17 protein-coding genes and 1 pseudogene are annotated in these 18,116 nt (G+C 72.5%); 8 read left to right on the top strand and 10 right to left on the bottom strand.

The genetic code is table 11. The features are described 5' to 3' along the window. Positions 1-4 precede the first annotated feature (4 nt). From efeB to KKZ08_RS11060, 5 genes and pseudogenes are all read right to left on the bottom strand, one after another. Positions 5-1,243: pseudogene (gene efeB / locus KKZ08_RS11080) on the bottom strand (iron uptake transporter deferrochelatase/peroxidase subunit). Between the two features lie 37 nt (positions 1,244-1,280). Continuing rightward, on the bottom strand, positions 1,281-2,456 hold the full coding sequence (efeO, locus tag KKZ08_RS11075; RefSeq protein WP_223774299.1) for an iron uptake system protein EfeO: 1,176 nt from the start codon (positions 2,454-2,456) through the stop codon (positions 1,281-1,283). A gap of 189 nt (positions 2,457-2,645) precedes the next feature. Beyond that, complete coding sequence (locus KKZ08_RS11070; protein WP_223778999.1) at positions 2,646-3,443, bottom strand: heme ABC transporter ATP-binding protein; 798 nt, start codon at positions 3,441-3,443, stop codon at positions 2,646-2,648. Between the two features lie 44 nt (positions 3,444-3,487). Further along, positions 3,488-4,567 carry an iron ABC transporter permease gene (locus tag KKZ08_RS11065; protein ID WP_223774298.1) on the bottom strand — a complete coding sequence of 360 codons (1,080 nt, stop codon included), beginning with the start codon at positions 4,565-4,567 and terminating at the stop codon, positions 3,488-3,490. Positions 4,568-4,569: 2 nt separating this feature from the next. Beyond that, positions 4,570-5,583: an ABC transporter substrate-binding protein gene (locus KKZ08_RS11060; RefSeq protein WP_223774297.1), complete on the bottom strand. Its 1,014-nt coding sequence runs from the start codon at positions 5,581-5,583 to the stop codon at positions 4,570-4,572. A gap of 140 nt (positions 5,584-5,723) precedes the next feature. On the opposite strand from KKZ08_RS11060, the gene KKZ08_RS11055 reads away from it, so the two are divergent. The 3 genes from KKZ08_RS11055 to KKZ08_RS11045 all read left to right on the top strand — a co-directional run bounded on the left by KKZ08_RS11055 (position 5,724) and on the right by KKZ08_RS11045 (position 9,514). Then, the gene (locus KKZ08_RS11055; protein ID WP_223774296.1) at positions 5,724-7,196 is read left to right on the top strand and encodes an HtaA domain-containing protein; all 1,473 of its coding nucleotides are present in this window, start codon (positions 5,724-5,726) and stop codon (positions 7,194-7,196) included. Between the two features lie 70 nt (positions 7,197-7,266). Next, positions 7,267-8,796: an HtaA domain-containing protein gene (locus KKZ08_RS11050; RefSeq protein WP_223774295.1), complete on the top strand. Its 1,530-nt coding sequence runs from the start codon at positions 7,267-7,269 to the stop codon at positions 8,794-8,796. A gap of 28 nt (positions 8,797-8,824) precedes the next feature. Further along, positions 8,825-9,514, top strand: coding sequence for a PhzF family phenazine biosynthesis protein (locus KKZ08_RS11045; protein WP_223774294.1), 690 nt, complete (start codon positions 8,825-8,827; stop codon positions 9,512-9,514). A 6-nt stretch (positions 9,515-9,520) separates the two neighbouring features. Here the strand turns inward: KKZ08_RS11045 and KKZ08_RS11040 are convergent, their stop codons facing one another. Further along, positions 9,521-10,198 (bottom strand): biliverdin-producing heme oxygenase, encoded by a 678-nt coding sequence (locus KKZ08_RS11040; RefSeq protein WP_223774293.1) that lies wholly within the window; start codon positions 10,196-10,198, stop codon positions 9,521-9,523. A 176-nt stretch (positions 10,199-10,374) separates the two neighbouring features. Further along, positions 10,375-11,232: a type I methionyl aminopeptidase gene (map, locus tag KKZ08_RS11035; protein ID WP_223774292.1), complete on the bottom strand. Its 858-nt coding sequence runs from the start codon at positions 11,230-11,232 to the stop codon at positions 10,375-10,377. A gap of 80 nt (positions 11,233-11,312) precedes the next feature. Here map and KKZ08_RS11030 point away from each other — a divergent pair, with 80 nt between their 5' ends. Beyond that, on the top strand, positions 11,313-11,540 hold the full coding sequence (locus tag KKZ08_RS11030; protein ID WP_223774291.1) for a hypothetical protein: 228 nt from the start codon (positions 11,313-11,315) through the stop codon (positions 11,538-11,540). 366 nt (positions 11,541-11,906) lie between these two features. On the opposite strand, the gene KKZ08_RS11025 is transcribed toward KKZ08_RS11030, so the two are convergent. Together KKZ08_RS11025 and KKZ08_RS11020 are read right to left on the bottom strand one after the other, a co-directional pair. Then, the gene (locus tag KKZ08_RS11025; protein ID WP_223774290.1) at positions 11,907-13,187 is read right to left on the bottom strand and encodes an MFS transporter; all 1,281 of its coding nucleotides are present in this window, start codon (positions 13,185-13,187) and stop codon (positions 11,907-11,909) included. A gap of 64 nt (positions 13,188-13,251) precedes the next feature. Beyond that, a complete protein-coding gene (locus tag KKZ08_RS11020) occupies positions 13,252-13,869 on the bottom strand; it encodes a hypothetical protein (protein ID WP_223774289.1) in 618 nt (205 codons plus the stop codon). 79 nt (positions 13,870-13,948) lie between these two features. Here KKZ08_RS11020 and KKZ08_RS11015 point away from each other — a divergent pair, with 79 nt between their 5' ends. Genes KKZ08_RS11015 through KKZ08_RS11005 form a run of 3 tightly spaced genes read left to right on the top strand, consistent with a single transcriptional unit; the run spans position 13,949 to position 16,092 of the window. Further along, positions 13,949-15,025 carry a sialidase family protein gene (locus KKZ08_RS11015; RefSeq protein ID WP_223774288.1) on the top strand — a complete coding sequence of 359 codons (1,077 nt, stop codon included), beginning with the start codon at positions 13,949-13,951 and terminating at the stop codon, positions 15,023-15,025. A gap of 30 nt (positions 15,026-15,055) precedes the next feature. Beyond that, entirely contained in the window at positions 15,056-15,796 is a 741-nt protein-coding gene (gene npdG, locus KKZ08_RS11010) for an NADPH-dependent F420 reductase (RefSeq protein WP_223774287.1), read from the top strand. A gap of 50 nt (positions 15,797-15,846) precedes the next feature. Continuing rightward, a complete protein-coding gene (locus KKZ08_RS11005) occupies positions 15,847-16,092 on the top strand; it encodes a hypothetical protein (RefSeq protein ID WP_223774286.1) in 246 nt (81 codons plus the stop codon). Here the strand turns inward: KKZ08_RS11005 and KKZ08_RS11000 are convergent. Then, complete coding sequence (locus KKZ08_RS11000; RefSeq protein WP_223774285.1) at positions 16,082-16,885, bottom strand: site-2 protease family protein; 804 nt, start codon at positions 16,883-16,885, stop codon at positions 16,082-16,084. The two genes, KKZ08_RS11005 and KKZ08_RS11000, sit on opposite strands and share 11 nt — an antisense overlap. Positions 16,886-16,982: 97 nt before the next feature. On the opposite strand from KKZ08_RS11000, the gene KKZ08_RS10995 reads away from it, so the two are divergent. Next, entirely contained in the window at positions 16,983-18,026 is a 1,044-nt protein-coding gene (locus KKZ08_RS10995) for a DUF6578 domain-containing protein (RefSeq protein WP_223774284.1), read from the top strand. The last annotated feature ends 90 nt before the right edge of the window (positions 18,027-18,116 follow it).

The following is an 18,116-nucleotide window of genomic DNA, read 5'->3' as shown; positions in this document are numbered from 1 at the left end:
CCGTTCATGCCTTCCCGGTGAACAGGCCCCTGCCCCACCAGTCGTCCTCGTCGCGGACGCCCGGCGGGACCGCGAAGACCGCGGAACCCACGTGCTGGATGTATTCGTTGAGCGCGTCGGAGCGCGCCAGGTTGCGCTGGACCGGAATGAACCCGGTGCGCACGTCCCGCTGGTAGGCGAGGAAGAACAGCCCCGCGTCCAGGCGGCCGAGGCCGTCGGTGCCGTCCGTGAAGGAGTAGCCGCGCCGCAGGATCGTCGCCCCGCCGTTGGCGTCGGGGTGCGCGAGCCGGACGTGCGCGTCGGGCTTCATCGCCTTCAGGAACGGCTCGTCGTGCTCCTTGGCCTTGCCCACCGGAGCCCCCACGCGCTTGTCCCGCCCGAACACGTCCTCCTGCTCGCCGAGCGAGGTCCGGTCCCACGTCTCGATGTTCATCCGGATGCGCCGCGCCACGAGATACGAGCCGCCCGCCATCCAGTCCGGCCCGTCCTTCTCGCCGACCCACACGTGCTGCGCGAGCGCCGCGCCATCCTGCCCCGAGACGTTGCGCGTGCCGTCCTTGAAACCGAACAGGTTACGAGGGGTCTGCGCGCCCGGTGTCGTCGACGACGTCTTGCCGAAGCCGAGCTGCGACCAGCGCACCGCGACCTTCCCGAAGCCGATGCGGGCGAGGTTGCGGACGGCGTGCACGGCGACCTGCGGGTCGTCCGCGCAGGCCTGCACGCACAGGTCACCGTCGCTGCGGGCCTCGTCGAGGTTGTCGCCGGGGAACTTGGGCAGGTCGACCAGGGCTCCCGGCCGCCTGCCGGACAGGCCGAACCTCTCGAACAGGGAGGGGCCGAAGCCGATCGTCAGCGTCAGCCGGGACGGCGGGAGACCGAGCGCCTCCCCGGTGTCGTCCGGCGGCGCCTCGGCGAGCCCGCCGTGGGCGCCCGCGCCGACCGTGTGCCCCGCCGTCATCCGCGCCGCGGCCTTCGTCCACTGCTTGAGGAGCCCCACGAACTCCTCGCGGTCGTCCGTCTTCACGTCGAACGCCGCGAAGTGCAGCCGGTCCTGCACGGCGGTCGCGATCCCGGCCTGGTGCGCGCCGTGGAAGGGGACGGCGTCCCCGGCGGGCGCCCGTCGTCATCGCCACCGCGCGCCATCGCGGCCGCGCCGTACCGCCGCCGCGCCGAGCGCGAGCCCGGCACCGCCCCAGCCGAGCAGCGCACGCCGCGACGGCGGCCGCATGTCGTCGTCAGCCATCGTTCACCCCTTGCCGCTACCTGCCGCTACTTGGCCGCTACTTGGACTTCGCGACGGCCGCGGCCAGCTTCGACAGCGGCTCCGCGAGGGCGTTCACACCGTCGGACAGTTCCTTGCGGTCCGCCTTGCCGACCTTGTCGTACGAGGTGAACTCGTAGGAGTCCGCACCGCCTTCGCGGTACTTCTCCAGGAGCTTGTCCAGGGCCGCGAACTGCTTGTCGAGCTCCTTCGTGAGCTTCGGGTCGTTCTCGGCGGCCACCGGCTTCAGCAGCGCGTAGGACTTCTCGGCACCCTCGACGTTGGCCTTGAAGTCGACCAGGTCGGTGTGCGAGTAGCGCTCCTCCTCACCGGTGACCTTGCCGGTGGCGACCTCGTCCAGGAGCTCCTTGGCGCCGTTGGCCATCGAGGTCGGGGTGATGACGGCCTTGCCGACGCGGTTCTGCCAGTCCTTCAGATCCTTGTCGAGAAGGGTGGCCAGCTCCTTCTCGCGCTTGCCGATCTTCTTGTCCTGCCACAGGGCCCGCTCCAGACGGTGCCAGCCCGTCCAGTCCTTCTCCGCGTCCTGGCCGTCCTCCAGACCGTCCTCGCGGACGTCGACCTTCGGGTCGATGTCACCGAAGGACTCCGCCACCGGCTCGGTGCGCTCCCAGCCGACGCGGGAGGCGGCGTACGCCTTCTTCGCGGCCGGCAGGTCGCCCGCGCGCACCGCGTCGGTGAAGGCCTTCGCCTTCGGCAGCGTCGCGTCGGCCTGCTCCTGCGCGTACGCGCGGTAGGCGGCGACGGCCTCGTCCAGCCGGGGGTCGCGCTTCGCGGTCGTGCCGCCACCCGTGACGGTGACCTTCTGGCGGATGCCGTCGCCCTTCATCCCGGGCTTGCAGGCGATCTCGTACGCACCGGCCTTCACCTCGGCGGTGAGCTTCTGCTTCGTGCCCGGACCGATGTTCTCGCGCTCGCCGACGATGCGGTCGTCGGGGAAGAGGAGGTAGACCTCGGTGACCTTGGAGCCCTTGTTCTCGATGGCCAGCTCCACGTGACCGGCGGAGAGCTTCTTCTTGGAGACCTCGCACGTGTCGTCGGTGGCCGTCACGCGCACGCTGTTCGCGCCGCCGCCCTTGGCGTCGCTCTTCTCCGTGCAGCCCGTGACGGCGGTCAGGGCCGCGACGGTCGCGACGGCGGTGACGACGGACAGGCGGGCGGGGCGCACGGGTCGCATAGAGGGCTCCAAGCGGGGTTCACGGACGAGTGCCGGGCCCCACCACAAGCCAGCGAGGCTGACCTAACTTAACCGACCCTTACCTCGGCGATACCCGCCCGTTCCGTGATTCAGCTCTCACGTCGCGCCACGGCTCACGGGCCGATCACGGGCGGCTGATGGGGCGCCCATGACCGGGCAAAGCGCCGGTCAAGGGATGCGGCGGGGAGTGACTACGGGGGCGCCGGTGCGCGGGTGCGGGAAGACCTCGACCGGCTGCCGGTACACCTCCGAGAGCAGCGCCTCCTCGAACACGTCACCGGGGGCGCCCTCCGCCGCGAGCGCCCCGCCCCGCAGCACCGCGACCCGGTCCGCGTACGCCGCCGCGAGGCCGAGGTCGTGCAGGACCACGACGACCGCGTCACCGGCGGCGGCCCGCTCCCGGCAGATCCGCAGGACCAGCTCCTGGTGGCGCAGATCGAGCGCGGCGGTCGGCTCGTCGAGCAGCAGCAGCGGGGCGCGCTGGGCGAGGACGCGGGCGAGCGCGACGCGGGCCCGCTCGCCGCCGCTGAGCGCGGAGAACGGACGTACGGCGAAGTCACCGACCTCGGTGGCCGCCATCGCCTCGCGCACGATCCGGTCGTCGTCATCCGCCAGGCGCGTCCCGGCCCACGGCGCCCGCCCCATCCGGACGACGTCCTCGACCGCGAAGGGGAACGAGAGCGCGGCGGACTGCGGCAACACGGCCCGCCGCAGGGCGAGTTCGGCCGCCGTCCAGTCGGCCGCCGGGCGCCCGCAGACACGTACGGCCCCGGCCTCGGCCGGCAGGTCGGCGGCGAGCGCGGCCAGCAGCGTCGACTTCCCCGCGCCGTTCGGCCCGACCAGGGCCAGCACCTCGCCCGCGCGGGCGGCCACGGACACCCCCGCGAGGACCTCACGGCCGCCGAGCCGCACCCGCAGGCCCTCGGCCTCGGCGAGCACGTCACCGGCGGCGCTCGGCCCCGGCAGCGCACGCTGCCGCCCCGCGAGGAGCTTCCTGCCCAGCTGTCCGATCACGCCCAACCACCTTGCCTGCGACGGGTCCTGCGCAGCAGCCAGAAGAAGAACGGGCTGCCGAAGAGAGCGGTGAGCACACCCAGCGGCAGTTCGGCGGGCGCGGCCACCGTACGTGCGGCCAGATCGGCCGCGACCAGCACCACCGCACCGCCGAGCGCGCTGCCGGGCACGAGGAAGCGGTGCCCGGGGCCCGCCGCCATCCGCAGCAGGTGCGGTACGAGCAGCCCCACGAAGGTGATGATCCCGGCGACGGCCACGGCGGCCGCCGTCAGCAGCGCCACCACCAGGACCAGCACGAGCCGCAGCCGCTCGACGTCCACACCCAGGTGCCGGGCGGGCCGCTCGCCGAGCGCGAGCAGGTCGAGCCTGCGGGAGAAGAAGGGCGCGACGGCCAGACCGAGCAGCGCGCACGGCAGCACGGCCAGCACCTTCGGCCAGGTCGCCCCCGCGAGCGAGCCCAGCTGCCAGAACGTGATCTGGCTGAGCTGCGCGTTGTCCGCGAAGAAGACGCACAGACCGATGAGCGCGCCCGCGAACGCGTTCACGGCGATGCCGGTGAGGATCAGCGTGACGACTTCCGTCCGGCCGCCCTCGCGCGACATCACGTACACGAGGAGAACCGTCGCGAGCCCGGCGACGAACGCGCAGACGGTCACCGTCCAGTTGCCGAAGAAGTTCAGCCCCAGCGCGATGGAGGCGACCGCGCCGACCGCCGCGCCCGACGAGATGCCGATGACGCCGGGCTCGGCGAGCGGATTGCCGAACACGCCCTGCATCAGGGCTCCGGCGCAGCCGAGCGAGGCACCGACGAGCAGGGCGAGTACGACGCGGGGCAGGCGCACGTTCCACAGCACGCTCTCGCCGACCCGGTCCAGCGGGGCGCCGCCGACCCCCATGCGGTGCTGGACGGAGGAGACGACGTCGCCGAGGGGGATGTCGTACGCGCCGATCCCCGCGGAGAGCAGGCAGAGCAGGGTGAGGGCGGTGAGCAGCCCCACGGCCAGCGGGAGGGCCGCCCGGCGGCGGCGCGGGGCCCCTGCGGCGGAGGCGGCCGGGGTGGCCGCTTTGGTCAGCACGGTCACTCGGCGTCCCCGTAGAGCTGCTCGACCAGGGACTTCAGCACCTGATCGGTGCGCGGCCCGTAGTTGAGGAGCACGCCGTCGTCGATCGAGACGACGCGGCGGTCCAGGCCGGCCGGGGTCTCGGCGACGCCGGGGACCTTCAGCAGGCCGTCGACGCCGTTCACCGAAGCCAGGCCTTTCGTCATCACGAGGATCGCGTCGGGCGCGGCCTCGGCGAGCGCCTCGCTGGTGATCGCGGTGAAGTCCTTCCTCAGCCCCGACTCCTTGCCCGCGTCGACCGCGCCCGCCGCCTCCAGGAGCGAACTCGCCCCGGAGCCACGGCCGCCGAGCAGGTAGACGGAGGCCGAACCGCGCAGATAGAGGAAGGCGACCCGCGGCTTCTTCGCGCGGTCCCCGGCGGGGATGCCCTCGCGGGCCGCGTCGATCCGCCGCTCCGTACGCCGCGTCAGTTCCGCGCCGGACTTCTCGACGCCCAGCGTCTTGGCCACCGCCTCGATCCGCGGGCCCACGTCGTCGAGGCTCTTCGCCGGGTCGAACACGACGAGGGGGACGCCCGCGTCCCGGATCTGGTCGATGGCCTCGGCGGGTCCTGTGGTGGTGTCGGCGAGGACGACCGTCGGCTTGAGCGAGAGCACGCTCTCCGCCGACACGTCGTGGGCGCGCGTCACCACCGGCAGCTTCCCGGCCTGTTCGAAGGTGGCGGTGATGTCGCGCGCCACGACGTTCTCGCCGAGTCCGAGGGTGAAGACGATCTCGTTGAGGCTGCCGGTGAGCGGCACGATGCGGCCGGTGTCCTTCACCGTCACCCGGCGCCCGTCGGCGGAGGTGACGGTCACGGGCAGCTCGGGCTTCGCACCGCTCTTCAGGGGCTCGACCCGGTCGGGCGCGGTGGCCCGTGACGCCGCCTTGTGTGGCTGCGCGGAGGCGTCGCCGTCCGGCGCGGCGCACGCCGTGAGGCCGAGGGCGAGCGCGGCGGCCCACGCGCCGGCGATACGGAGTGAGCGCGGCATACGCACCGAAGTCCACCGTCCTGTCGTGCGGTTGAGGTTCGAGGGAACCGGGGCGGGGTTCCAGCGGAAGCGATCGTAGTTTAGGTTAGCCTTACCTAATTAACCAGTCCGTCCGTCACCCCGCCGTGGAGGAGCCCCCCATGCTGTCGTCGAGACAGTCGAGACAGGCACGCCCTCGTTCCCGTGTCCGCGCCGCAGCCGTGGCCGTGCTCACCGCACTCGTCGGAGCGCTGCTCCCGGTGGCCGCCGCGCACGCGGAAGCCCGCACGGTGCAAGGCGGACGGCTCGACTGGGGCATCAAGTCCTCCTTCCAGAGCTACGTCACCGGGCCCATCGCCCAGGGCGCCTCGACGCTCCGGGGCGGGGCCGCGACCGTCGGCGGCAGCCAGTTCCGCTTCCACTCGGCGAAGGGCTCGTACGACCCGGGCAGCGGGGCGTTCGGCGCGGGCTTCTCGGGCGGGGTGCGTTTCACCGGCCACAAGAAGGGCGGCTCGTACGAGCTGGACCTGACGATCAGCCGCCCCACGGTGAAGGTCTCCAAAGGCTCCGGGACGCTCTACGCCGACATGGTCAGCAAGGAGAAGGGCACCGGCAAGGTCACCGCGACCGCGCAGGTGCCGCTGGCCGCGCTCGACGTCCGCGGCATCGACATGAAGGGCGGCACCGGCCCCATCGCCCTCAACCACCTCCCCGCCACCCTCACTTCGCAGGGCGCCAAGGCCTTCGCCGGTTACTACACGGCGGGCACGGCGCTCGACCCGGTGAGCCTGTCGACGGACCTCGTCGCGGAGTCCGGGACGGGGAAGGCCCCGAAGGCGAAGTCCGGCAAGGCGAAGGACGGCGAGCGGGCGGCGGGCCGCATCGAGGACGCCGTCGTCGACTGGGGTGTGCGCCGCACGTTCCGGGAGTACGTCACCGGATCCATCGCCCAGGGCGAGTGGAAGCTCTCCGGCGGGGCCGAGGACGGGGGAGCGCTCTTCCGCTTCCCCAAGGGCGAGGGCACGTACGACGCGAAGAAGCGGTACCTCGCCGCGGACTTCGCGGGCGCCGTCCGCTTCACCGGCGAGCACGGCCTGGACCTCACGCTGAGCGAGGTCGCCGTCGAAGTGAAGGACGGCAAGGGGACGTTGTACGCGGATGTCGACGCCGGTGAGGGGGGCGCGGGTGGTGATGAGGGCGTCATGAAGAAGGCCCCGCTCGTCACCTTCGCCGCTTCCGAGAAGGAGCTGAGGCCCGAGGACGGCTTGGTCTCGCTCACCGAGGTGCCCTCGAAGCTCACCGCCGAGGGGGCCAAGGCCTTCGGCGGCATGTACAAGGCGGGCGCCGACATGGACCCGCTCTCCCTCGCCGTCGCCCTCGACGCGGACGCCACGCTGCCCGCGCTCCCGGACCTCGGCTCCTCCGCGAGCCCCGCCCCGGCCCCGCAGCCGAAGAAGGCCGCCGCCCCCGAGGCCGAGAACGCGGCGGACACCTCCGACTCCGCCGGTTCCTCGTCGAACGCCGTACCGATCGGGGTCGGCGTGGGCGTGGCGGTGCTGCTCGCGGCGGCGGTCGCGTTCGGCGTCGTACGCAAGAAGCGCGCGCGGGGCGGCGCGAACACCTCGGACTCCTGACCCCTACGCCTCACTTCCACCTCTCCCTACATCCCCCCGACATCCACCTCTCCCAAGGAGGAGCCTGACCATGTCCATGAACCGTCGCCCCGTCACCCTCGCGGCAGCCGTCGCCACGGCCGTCACGCTCGGCGCGTCCGCCCTCGCGCTCCCGGCGCTCGCCGCCGACGACGGCGGCAAGGCGGGCCCGCCGAAGCTGGAGCTCAAGGACGGCACGCTGGACTGGGGGCTGAAGGAGTCGTTCCGCAAGTACGTCGCGGGCATGGCCCACGGCACGATCGAGGCGACGGACGGCGCCAAGCAGGCGGCGGACAACGGGGTGTTCACCTTCACCGGCGGCACGGGTACGTACGACACCGGGACGCACGCCACCGCCACCGCGTTCAAGGGTGCCGTGCGGTTCGCCTCCACCGCCCACCGCTTCGACATCAAGATCGCCGACGTGAAGGTGCGTACCGAGGGGAAGGCCGGTGCCATCCAGGCCGACGTCACCCTGAACGGCGCCACGCAGAACGACATCGACCTCGCCGCTCTCGATCTGAGTGCGGTCCGGCCCGGTCAGGGCGAGGGCGGCGCGATGACCTTCAAGGACATCCCGACGACGCTCACGGCGGACGGCGCCAAGGCGTTCAACGGCATGTACCAGGCGGGAGACAAGCTCGACCCGGCCACCCTCACGGTGAAGGCGGGCGGCACACCGACGGACAAGCCCACCGATAAGCCGACGGACAAGCCCACGGACAAGCCCACCGATAAGCCGACGGACAAGCCGACCGACAAGCCTGATCCCATCCCCACTCCCACCCCCACCCGCACCACGGCCCCCACCGGCACCCCCACCCCCGAACGTGCCACGGGCCAGGTCGTCGACGGCAGCCTCTCCTGGGGACTGAAGAAGACCTTCCGCACCTACATCTCGTCCGGGGGCAAGGTGACCGTCGCGGGCGGCGCCGAGAAGATCTCCGGCGGCTACAAGTTCCCCCACGCCAAGGCGACCGTGGACGCCGGCGCGAAGAAGGTCGACGCGTCCTTCGGCGGCAGCGTCCGCTTCACGTACAAGGCGCACGGCATCGACATGAAGTTCAGCGACCTCAAGGTGCGGGCGAACGGCTCCAGGGGCACCTTGATCGCCGACGTCACCACGCCCAAGGGCACCAACAACGACGTCAAGTTCGCGACGCTCGACCTCGCCAAGGCCTCGTACCGGGCGAAGAGCGACGTCGTCCGGCTGACCAAGGTGCCGGCGGCGTTCACGGCGGCCGGCGCGGAGCAGTTCGCCAACGGCGCCGTCGGCTCCATGTACAAGGCGGGCCAGCGGATCGACCCGGTGACGGTCGCGCTGTCCCTCTCCGAAGGCGCCGGACTCGCCGCGGACGGCGGCCAGAGCGGCGGCGGGACGACCGACAGTACCGGAACCACCAGCTCCGGATCTGTCGGCGGCGACACGGTCGGCGGTTCGCCCGGCGACGCGGGTTCGCTGGCGTCGACGGGCGCCGACATCCCCTCGGCGGCGCTGCTCGGCACGGCGGGGGCGGCCGTGGTGGCGGGCGCGGGCGCGGTGTACGTCGCCCGGCGCAAGCGGGGCACCGAACTGGCGTGACGTCTCAAGTCCCGGGTTGAATACCCGGGTGACTGAACCACTGGGCGTCTTCGAGGTATCCGGCACGTTCGACGTACTGCGTGTCTTCTGCGGGCCCGACGGTCGGCACGGCAACGAACTCGGTGTCGTGCGCGACGGGGCCCGCGTACCAGCCACGGAGGACCGCCAGGCGTTCGCGGGGAAACTCGGCTTCAGCGAGACGGTGTTCATCGACGACCCCGAGCGCGGCGCCATCGACATCTACACCCCGACGCTGCGCCTGCCCTTCGCCGGCCACCCCTGTGTCGGCACGGCCTGGCTGCTCGACGTGCCCGAACTGGTGACGCGGGCCGGGGTGGTGCCGGCGCGGCAGGACGGGGAGTTCAGCTGGATCGCGGCGCGCGCAGCGTGGGCGCCGCCGAGGAGCCTGAGGCGGTACGGGACGGCAGCGGAGGTCGACGCGTTGGACGTACCGCCGCCGGGGGAGTGGATGTACGCATGGGCTTGGGAGGACGAGGCCGCCGGGCGGGTGCGCGCGAGGGCCTTTCCCGGCCGGGACGACGGTATCGACGAGGACGAGGCGACCGGTGCGGCGGCGCTCCTGCTCACGCACGAGTTGAGCCGCGCCCTCAACATCACGCAGGGGCGCGGCTCACAGATTCTTACGGCACCGGGTCCGGACGGCTGGATCGAGGTGGGCGGCAGGGTCCGCCTCGCACAGGCCGGTGCCTCCGCGTAGTTCAGCTCACGCGCTGAGCGGGAACTCCTCGCCCAGCTCGCGGAAGACGGCGGTGTTCAGGGCGAAGGCGCGCTTGCACTCGTCCACGATGCGCTTCTTCTCCAGCTCGTCCGTGACGACCGCGTCGATCCCGTCGAGCAGTTCGCGGTAGCCCCGCTTGAACGCGGCCGGGTTGGAGATCCCCTCGAACACGTAGAAGCGCACGCCGTCGCCCTTGCGCGCGAAGCCCCAGGTCTGCTCGGCCTTGCCGCGGATGATCTGGCCGCCGGAGAGGTCGCCGAGGTAGCGGGTGTAGTGGTGGGCGACATAGCCGCCGGGCCAGGTGCGCGCGCACTCCTCGACCCGCGCCGCGTACGCAGCCGTGGCGGGCAGGGGAGTGAGGCCACCGCGCCAGTCCGCGCCACGCAGGTGCGCGAGGTCACGCTCCAGCTCGCTCACGCGCAGCAGCTCGGGCCGGATGAACGGCCCCGCGAGGGGGTCCTCGCCCAGCGCCTCCGCGCCGTCCTCCAGAGCGCGGTAGACGAACCACAGCTGTTCCGTGTAGCGGGCGTAGGCGTCGACGCCGAGCCGGCCGCCGAGCAGGTCGCTCATGAAGGTGGAGGTCTCGGCCTCGGTGTGCTGCTCGTGCGACGCGGTGCGGATCACCGTCGAGAAGGGTGCGGACGGCGTGAGCGGCGTATCCATGAGGGCCTCCAGGAGCCGGGTGACGGGTGGCGGGAACCAGCGACCGTGGGGAGATCATGGCAAGTTAGGCTTACCTAAGTCAACTGGTTCCCGACGTCCTGTCGGTAAAAACGCTACCCGTTCCCGAATGGGGCAACCACCGCTGCGCCTCACGAGCCTCGAGCGGCTCACGCGGCTCAGGGAAGCGTGAGGATCTCCGCCCCGGTGTCCGTCACCACCAGCGTGTGCTCGAACTGCGCGGTCCGCTTCCTGTCCTTGGTGACGACGGTCCAGCCGTCGTCCCACATGTCGTACTCGTGCGTGCCGAGGGTCAGCATCGGCTCGATCGTGAACGTCATGCCGGGCTGGATGGTGGTCGTCGCATGCGGGCTGTCGTAGTGGGGGACGATCAGTCCGGAGTGGAAGGACGTGTTGATGCCGTGACCGGTGAAGTCACGCACGACGCCGTAGCCGAACCGCTTGGCGTACGACTCGATGACGCGGCCGATGATGTTGATCTGGCGGCCGGGCCTGACGGCCTTGATGGCGCGGTTGAGGGACTCGCGGGTCCGCTCGACGAGCAGCTTCGACTCCTCGTCGACGTCGCCGACGAGGTAGGTGGCGTTGTTGTCGCCGTGCACGCCGCCGATGTACGCCGTGACGTCGAGGTTGATGATGTCGCCGTCCTTGAGGACGGTGGAGTCCGGGATTCCGTGGCAGATGACTTCGTTGATCGAGCTGCACAGCGACTTCGGGAAGCCGCGGTAGCCGAGCGTGGAGGGGTAGGCGCCGTGGTCGCACATGTACTCGTGCGCGACACGGTCCAGCTCATCGGTGGTCACACCGGGCGCGATGTGCTTCGCGGCCTCTTCCATGGCGCGGGCGGCGATGCGGCCCGCGGTACGCATCAGTTCGATGGTCTCGGGGGTCTGCACCTCGGGCCCCGTGTACGGGGTGGGGGCGGGTTTTCCCACGTACTCCGGGCGCCTGATGTTGCCGGGTACGGAGCGGACGGGGGAGAGCTCCCCTGGGACGAGCAGTGACTGGCCAGACATGCGAGCGAGTCTAGCCAGCCGTCGTGGGGCAGCATGGCGTCAGAGAGCGGGACCGGAACGGATGACGGGAGCGGGCGGTCATGGCGCTGTTCAAGAAGCGGACGGTCGGCAAGCCGGGCGAGTGGTACTACTGCCTGGAGCACAAGAAGGTCGAAGAGGGCCCCGAGTGTCCCGGCAAGGACCGGATGGGCCCCTACGCCTCACGCGCGGACGCCGAACAGGCGATGCGGACGGCCGCGGAGCGGAACCTCGAATGGGAGAACGACCCGCGGTGGCACGACACGGTGGGGCGCGGCGAGGACGACTGACCCTGCCGGGGGCTTCGGCGGGGCGGGGTGGTCCGGTGGGGCCGCCCCGTAGTCCGCTGCGAGGGGCCGGGGTGGGGGCCTGGACGCCCCCGAGGCGCCGGACGCCCCCGAGGCGCCGGACGCCCCCGAGGCGCCGGACGCCCGGGAGGCCCCGGACGCCCGCGGTAGCCCCGGAGCCCCAGTAGCCGCGGTAGCCCCGGACGTCCGCGAAGCCCCGGACGCCCGGGAAGCTCCCGGTAGCCCCGGGGCCCGGATGCCCCCGGTAGCCGGAAGCCCCAGCGGCCCCCGGAAGCTGCTGGTGGCCCGGGGAGTCCTGGACGCCCGCGAGGCCCCGGTAGCTGCCGGAAGCCCCGGAAGCCCCGGAAGCTACGGCGTCGCCGTCGCCCTCGTCGCGTCCCGGTCCCGGCGGAGCCTCGCGTCCGGGTCCGTTGTGGCGTCGTAGGAGATGAGCCGTGGCAGCGCCGCCGCGAGGACGGCGACCGAGGCCACGCAGGCGACGCCGCCGGACCAGATGGCGGACCGGGTGCCGGTCCAGCCCGCCGCCGCGCCCGCGCGGACCTGGCCCAGCTGCGGGCCGACGCTGTAGGACAGCACCTCTATGCCGGCGAGGCGTCCGCGCAGCTCGTCGGGGATCGTCTGGTTCCAGATGGTGGAGCGGCCGAGGCCGCTCAGCATGTCCCCGGCGCCCGCCAGCGCCAGGCACCCAAGCACCACCCACACGTTCGCGAACCAGCCCGCCGCCGTGATCGCGAGCCCCCACCCCGCCGCCCCGAACACCACGAGCAGCCCGTGCCGCCGCACCCGCGACGTCCAGCCGCTGGTGAGGCCGAGCAGCAGTGACCCCACCGCCCCGGCCGCGTACATCAGGCCGAGCGACCACTCGGCGTCCAGCTCGTCCGCGAGGAACGGGAAGACCGTGTTCGGGAAGGCGAAGAACATCGCCGCCATGTCCACCGCGTACGTACCGAGGAGCACCGGCCGCGACCACGCGTACCGCGCGCCCTCCGCGAGGCCCTTCAGGGACGGCTTCTCCGCGTCGTGCGCGGCGGGCGCCGGGGAGAGCCGGGTGCACAGCAGGACCGAGACGGTGAAGCAGACGACCGTCACGGCGTACGCGGACGCGTGCCCGGCAAACGCGACGACGAGGCCCGCGAGCGACGGGCCGGCGATCGCGCCCACGTTCCAGCGGAACGAGTTCAGTGCCGCGGCCGCCGTCAGCTGGTCGTGCGGCACGATCCGCGCCATCAGGGAGTCGAGTGCCGGGCGTTGCAGCCCGGCGAGCGCCGAGACGCCGGCCGCGACGACGTACAGGGGCCACAGCAGCGGGGACGGCAGCAGCGCGTTCACCAGCAGGACCACGGCCAGCAGGCCCAGCGCGGCCTCGCTCAGGAGGATCACCTTGCGCCGGTCCACGGCGTCGGCGAGGGCACCGCCGTACAGCCCGAAGACGATCAGCGGCACGAGCTCCACCGCGCCCATCGCCCCCACCGCGAGCGGCGAGTCCGTCAGCTCCTTGATCTGCAACGGCAGCGCGACCATCGCCATGAAGCTGCCGAAGTACGTGACGAGCCCCTGCACCCACAGCAGCCGGAAGTCACGCGTGGAGCGCCACGGGGAGAGGTCGGGCAGGATCGCGGAGAGAGGCACGAGAACTCATGTTCAGTGCCGCCCGACGCACCGGGCAACCGAATTTCCGCGGCGCGGGGACCGCTCACCACCGCGTCGGCGGCGGTGACGTCAGCTGGTCGGCGAGGCGCGAGAGCCGGTCGCGGAAGCGGCGGCGTCCCCGCGCCACGGGCAGGGCGTTCTCCCCGGCCGCCGCGCTCACCAGGTGCTGCACCGTGTCCAGGTCGAGGTCGTGTGCCGTTCCGGAGTCCTCCCCGGGGACCGCCAGCGCCTCGTGGGACAGGGCGCTCAGGTCCCGGTCGTCGGAGCCGAGCGCGAGGACGGTCGCCCCGGCCCGCCGCGCGTCGTGCACGCGCGTGAGCAGCCCGGCGTCCGGCGCCTCCGGCGCCACGACCAGCAGCGTCTCGCCGCGCCGCGCGGCCTCGATCCGGCCGAGGCCGGTCGACAGGTGCGCGGGATCGGAGGCGAGGACCCGGTGCCGTACGAGGGTGGGGGTCAGCTCCGGCGTGCCGGACCAGGCCGCCTCGTCCACCAGGTGGGCGGCCAGATGCCAGGGTTCGTAGGCCCGGGTCCCGACGAGCAGCAGTCCGCCGCCGTGCGGTACCACGGACGACCGCAGGGACCCCGCGAAGCGGCGCGTGGCGCCGAGCCACTCGGTCCCTGCGAGCACTTCGCGCAACAGCGCCACCCGTACGGCGTCCATGGCGCCGCATCTTGCCCCGACAGGTCAGTCGTGACCGGGAGTTCACCCGGAATTCCCCCGGAGTGGGGAAGGGCGAGGGATGACTTATGAGACGTCTGTTCCCTTCCGCGCGGGTCGCGAGGGCTACGCGAGCTTCCGCATACCGGCCGTCGTGGCCACCGCCCGCGGCACCGTCCTCGCCTTCTGCGAGGGCCGCGTCGGCTCCCAGGAGGACTTCGGCGACATCGACATCGTCCTCAGGCGCTCCTTCGACGGCGGCCGCACCTGGGGCCCGCTCCAGGTCGTCGGCAAGAACGGCACCGACCTCGCGGGCAACCCCGCCCCCGTCGTCCTCGCCACCGGCCGGATCCTGCTCGTCCACGTCAGGAACGCCGCCTCCGCCACCGAGGACGCCATCCGCCGCGGCAAGGTCTCCGCGGCCGCCGGGCGGCGCGTGTGGGTGCAGCACAGCGACGACGACGGCCGCACCTGGTCCGCCCCGCGCGAGATCACCGGCCAGGTGAAGAAGACGAACTGGCGGTGGTACGCCACCACACCAGGCCACGCCATCCAGCTCACCACCGGCCGCGTCGTCGTCCCCGCCAACCACTCCCTGCCGCCGACGGGGACGGACAACGGCACCGAGGGCAAGTACAACGGCGGCCACTGCCTGCTCAGCGACGACTCCGGCGCCACCTGGCGCATCGGCTACATCGACGACAACACCAACGGCTACATCAACGTGAACGAGACCACCGCCGCCGAACTCCCCGACGGACGCCTGTACTTCAACACCCGCAACGACTCCCCGGCCCCCGGCAACCGCGCCGACGCCCACTCCCGCGACGGCGGCCGGAGCCTCGTCAGGCCCTTCCGCCCGCAGGCCGGTCTCACCGGGCCCGTGGTCGAGGGCAGCGTCCTCCAGGTGCGCGACCCCGACGTACTCCTCTTCTCCGGTCCCGCCGACCCCGGCTTCCGCGCCCTGATGACCGTGCGCCGCTCCACCGACTCCGGCGCCACCTGGCGGACCGCCCACACGGTCGACGGGCTGCCGGCCGCGTACTCCGATCTCGTACGCCTCGACGAGGAGAGCGTCGGGCTCCTCTACGAGACGGGCGACTTCAGCGCGTACGAGACGATCACCTTCCGCCGGATCCCGTTGGGGGAACTCGTGTAGCCGGCTGTGACCGGTGAGTAAGGTCGCCCCATGACCTCTACAGACAGTGCCGCGAACAGTGCCGCGGACAGTGCGCAGAAGGCTCCCGCCAAGGCCCCGGCCAAGGATCCCTGGGAGCTGCCCGACGTGTCCGGGCTCGTCGTGGGTGTCCTCGGCGGCACCGGCGACCAGGGGCGCGGCCTCGCCTACCGCCTCGCCCGCGCCGGCCAGAAGGTGATCATCGGCTCCCGCGCGGCGGAGCGCGCGCAGGCCGCCGCCGACGAGCTGGGCCTCGGCGTCGAGGGCGCCGAGAACGCGGAGTGCGCCCGGCGCAGCGACATCGTGATCGTCGCCGTGCCGTGGGACGGCCACGGCAAGACTCTCGAAGCGCTGCGCGAGGACCTGCGCGGCAAGCTCGTGATCGACTGCGTGAACCCGCTCGGCTTCGACAAGAAGGGCGCCTACGCCCTCAAGCCCGAGGAGGGCAGCGCCGCCGAGCAGGCCGCCGCCCTGCTGCCGGACTCCCGCGTCACGGCCGCCTTCCACCACCTGTCGGCCGTGCTGCTCCAGGACGCCGACGTCGAGGAGATCGACACCGACGTCATGGTCCTCGGCGAGAGCCGCGCCGACACGGACGTCGTGCAGGCGCTCGCCGCCCGCATCCCCGGCATGCGCGGCGTCTTCGCCGGACGGCTGCGCAACGCCCACCAGGTGGAGTCCCTGGTCGCCAACCTGATCTCCGTCAACCGCCGCTACAAGGCGCACGCGGGGCTGCGGGTCACCGACGTGTAGGGACCCGGAGGGACGTGGCGGGGCGGGCGGCGGCATGGGGGACAGGAGGCATGGGGGACACTGGAGGGGTACGTCAGCCATACCTCGCCCGACAGGAGCCGACCCCCATGCCCCGCCTCGCTCTGTACGCCCTCGTGGTCTGCGCGCTCGCCGTCGCCGCCGCCGTGATCTCCTTCGTGCAGGGCAGCTGGCTCGGGATCGTATGGGTGCTGCTCGCGGGGCTCTCGTCGAACATGGCGTGGTTCTACCTGCGGCGGGCGAAGCTGCGCGGGGACGCTTCCGCCCCTACGGGCTGAGCGGCGGCGGGACCTCCTCCGTGCCGTCCCAGAAGCGGTACAGGTCCCGGCCCCAGGAGGTGTCCCACTCGTCGACACCGAGGCCGCGCAGGATCGCGTCGATCGCGTCGAAGAAGGCGCCGTTGACCTCCGGGATCCACAGCACCGCGAAGACCGCGAGGAGCCCGAACGGCGCGAACGGCTCCACCTGCCGCCGGATCCTGTACGACAGCCAGGGCTCGATCACGCCGTACCCGTCGAGGCCCGGGATGGGCAGCGAGTTCAGGATCGCCGCCGTGACCTGGAGCAGGGCGAGGAACGCGAGGGCGTAGCGGAACGCGTCCGGCACGCCGTCCAGGGCGCCCAGCCAGAACGGCGCCGTGCAGACCACCGCGAACAGCACGTTCGTCAGCGGGCCCGCCGCCGAGATCAGGCTGTGCTTCCAGCGGCCCCGGATCCGGCCCCGCTCGATGAAGACGGCGCCGCCGGGCAGGCCGATGCCGCCCATGATCACGAAGACGACGGGCAGCACGATGCTGAGCAGCGCGTGGGTGTACTTGAGCGGGTTGAGCGTCAGGTAGCCCTTCGCGCCGATCGTGATGTCGCCGCTGTGCAGGGCCGTGCGGGCGTGCGCGTACTCGTGCAGGCAGAGGGAGACGATCCAGGCCGCCGTCACGAAGAGGAACACGGCGAGCCCGGGGTTGTCCGAGAAGCCGGTCCAGGTGGCCCAGCCGGAGACCGCCGTGACGGCGGCGATCCCGAGGAAGACGGGACTGATCCGCCGGTCGGAGCGTCGGATGGGGGCGGTGGTCATGGGGCGGGGCTCCTGGGATCGCGGGTCTGCCCGACCGTAGCGGGCGTACGGCGAAAACGTCTCGCACATGCCGGGGAGTTCCGGGGAAGCTGGGGCCATGGCGCTGTGGAAGGTGATGTACGAGGACTGGCAGATGGAGTGCTGCGGGGAGCCGTTCGCCGTCGGGGACGAGGTGGCGTGGCCGCTGCGGGTCGACGGCGACCGCCGGGACGACGCGGCCTGGGCGGCCGACCGCAGCGAGATCGAGGGTCCGGTGGTTCGGTTGGACGCGTTGGAGGGGGACTGGGCCGAGGACGACGGTGGCTTCGGGGGCGGTGACGGCTTCGAGGGTGACGGTGGCTTCGGGGGCGGCGGCTGCTTCGGGGGCCCCGGCAGTCAGGACTCCGACAGGGAGGACGCCGATGGGGGAGACGACGGCGGGGAGGATGCCGTCAGTCGGGGCGCCGATGGGGGAGACGACGGCGGGGAGGATGCCGTCAGTCGGGGCGCCGATGGGGGAGACGACGGCGGGGAGGATGCCGTCAGTCGGGGCGCCGATGGGGGAGACGACGGCGGGGAGGATGCCGTCAGTCGGGGCGCCGATGGGGGAGACGACGGCGGGGAGGACGCCGTCAGTCAGGGCGCCGACGGGGAAGGTGTCGACGGGGAAGGTGTCGACGGGGAGGGCGCCGATGGGGAAGGTGCCGACGGTGAGGGCGCCGACGGGGAAGGTGCCGACGGTGAGGGCGCCGTCAGTGAGGGCGCCGGCGCCGAGGGTGCCGACGGCGAAGGCGGCTTCGAGGAGCTGTGGGAGCCCGCGGTCGTTCAGGCCCACGGCATCACCGTCCCGTGGAACCGCCCGGCCCCCAGCCCGCCCGAGCCCGTCCGGCTCACCGGTCTGCTCACCGTCGAGCGGCACGGCGGCCGGTGGCCGGACACGGTCGGCCGGGTCCGAGCCATCCACATCGTCACGCAGGGCTTCGCCGAGACCGCCGAGGGCTCGCGGACGTACCAGCCGGTGCCCGGCGAGCGGTGGCTGCGCCCCGTCGAGTCGTGCCCGAAGTGGTTCCAGGCGGAGGAGCGGTCCCGTACGACACAGGGGCCGGGATACCGGCGGGAGGAGACCGGCGTCCTGGTGGAGCTGGAGGTCCGCGACGCCTGAACGGCGCGCGGGGGCAGGGGAGTCGAGCGGCGCGGGGCCCTCGGACGGGCGCACGGCGCACGGCGGCCACCGCGGAAGGGACAATGGGCC

This window comes from Streptomyces sp. 135 (assembly GCF_020026305.1).
Taxonomy (GTDB): Bacteria; Actinomycetota; Actinomycetes; order Streptomycetales; family Streptomycetaceae; genus Streptomyces.
This window is presented reverse-complemented; position numbering and strand designations above follow the sequence as displayed.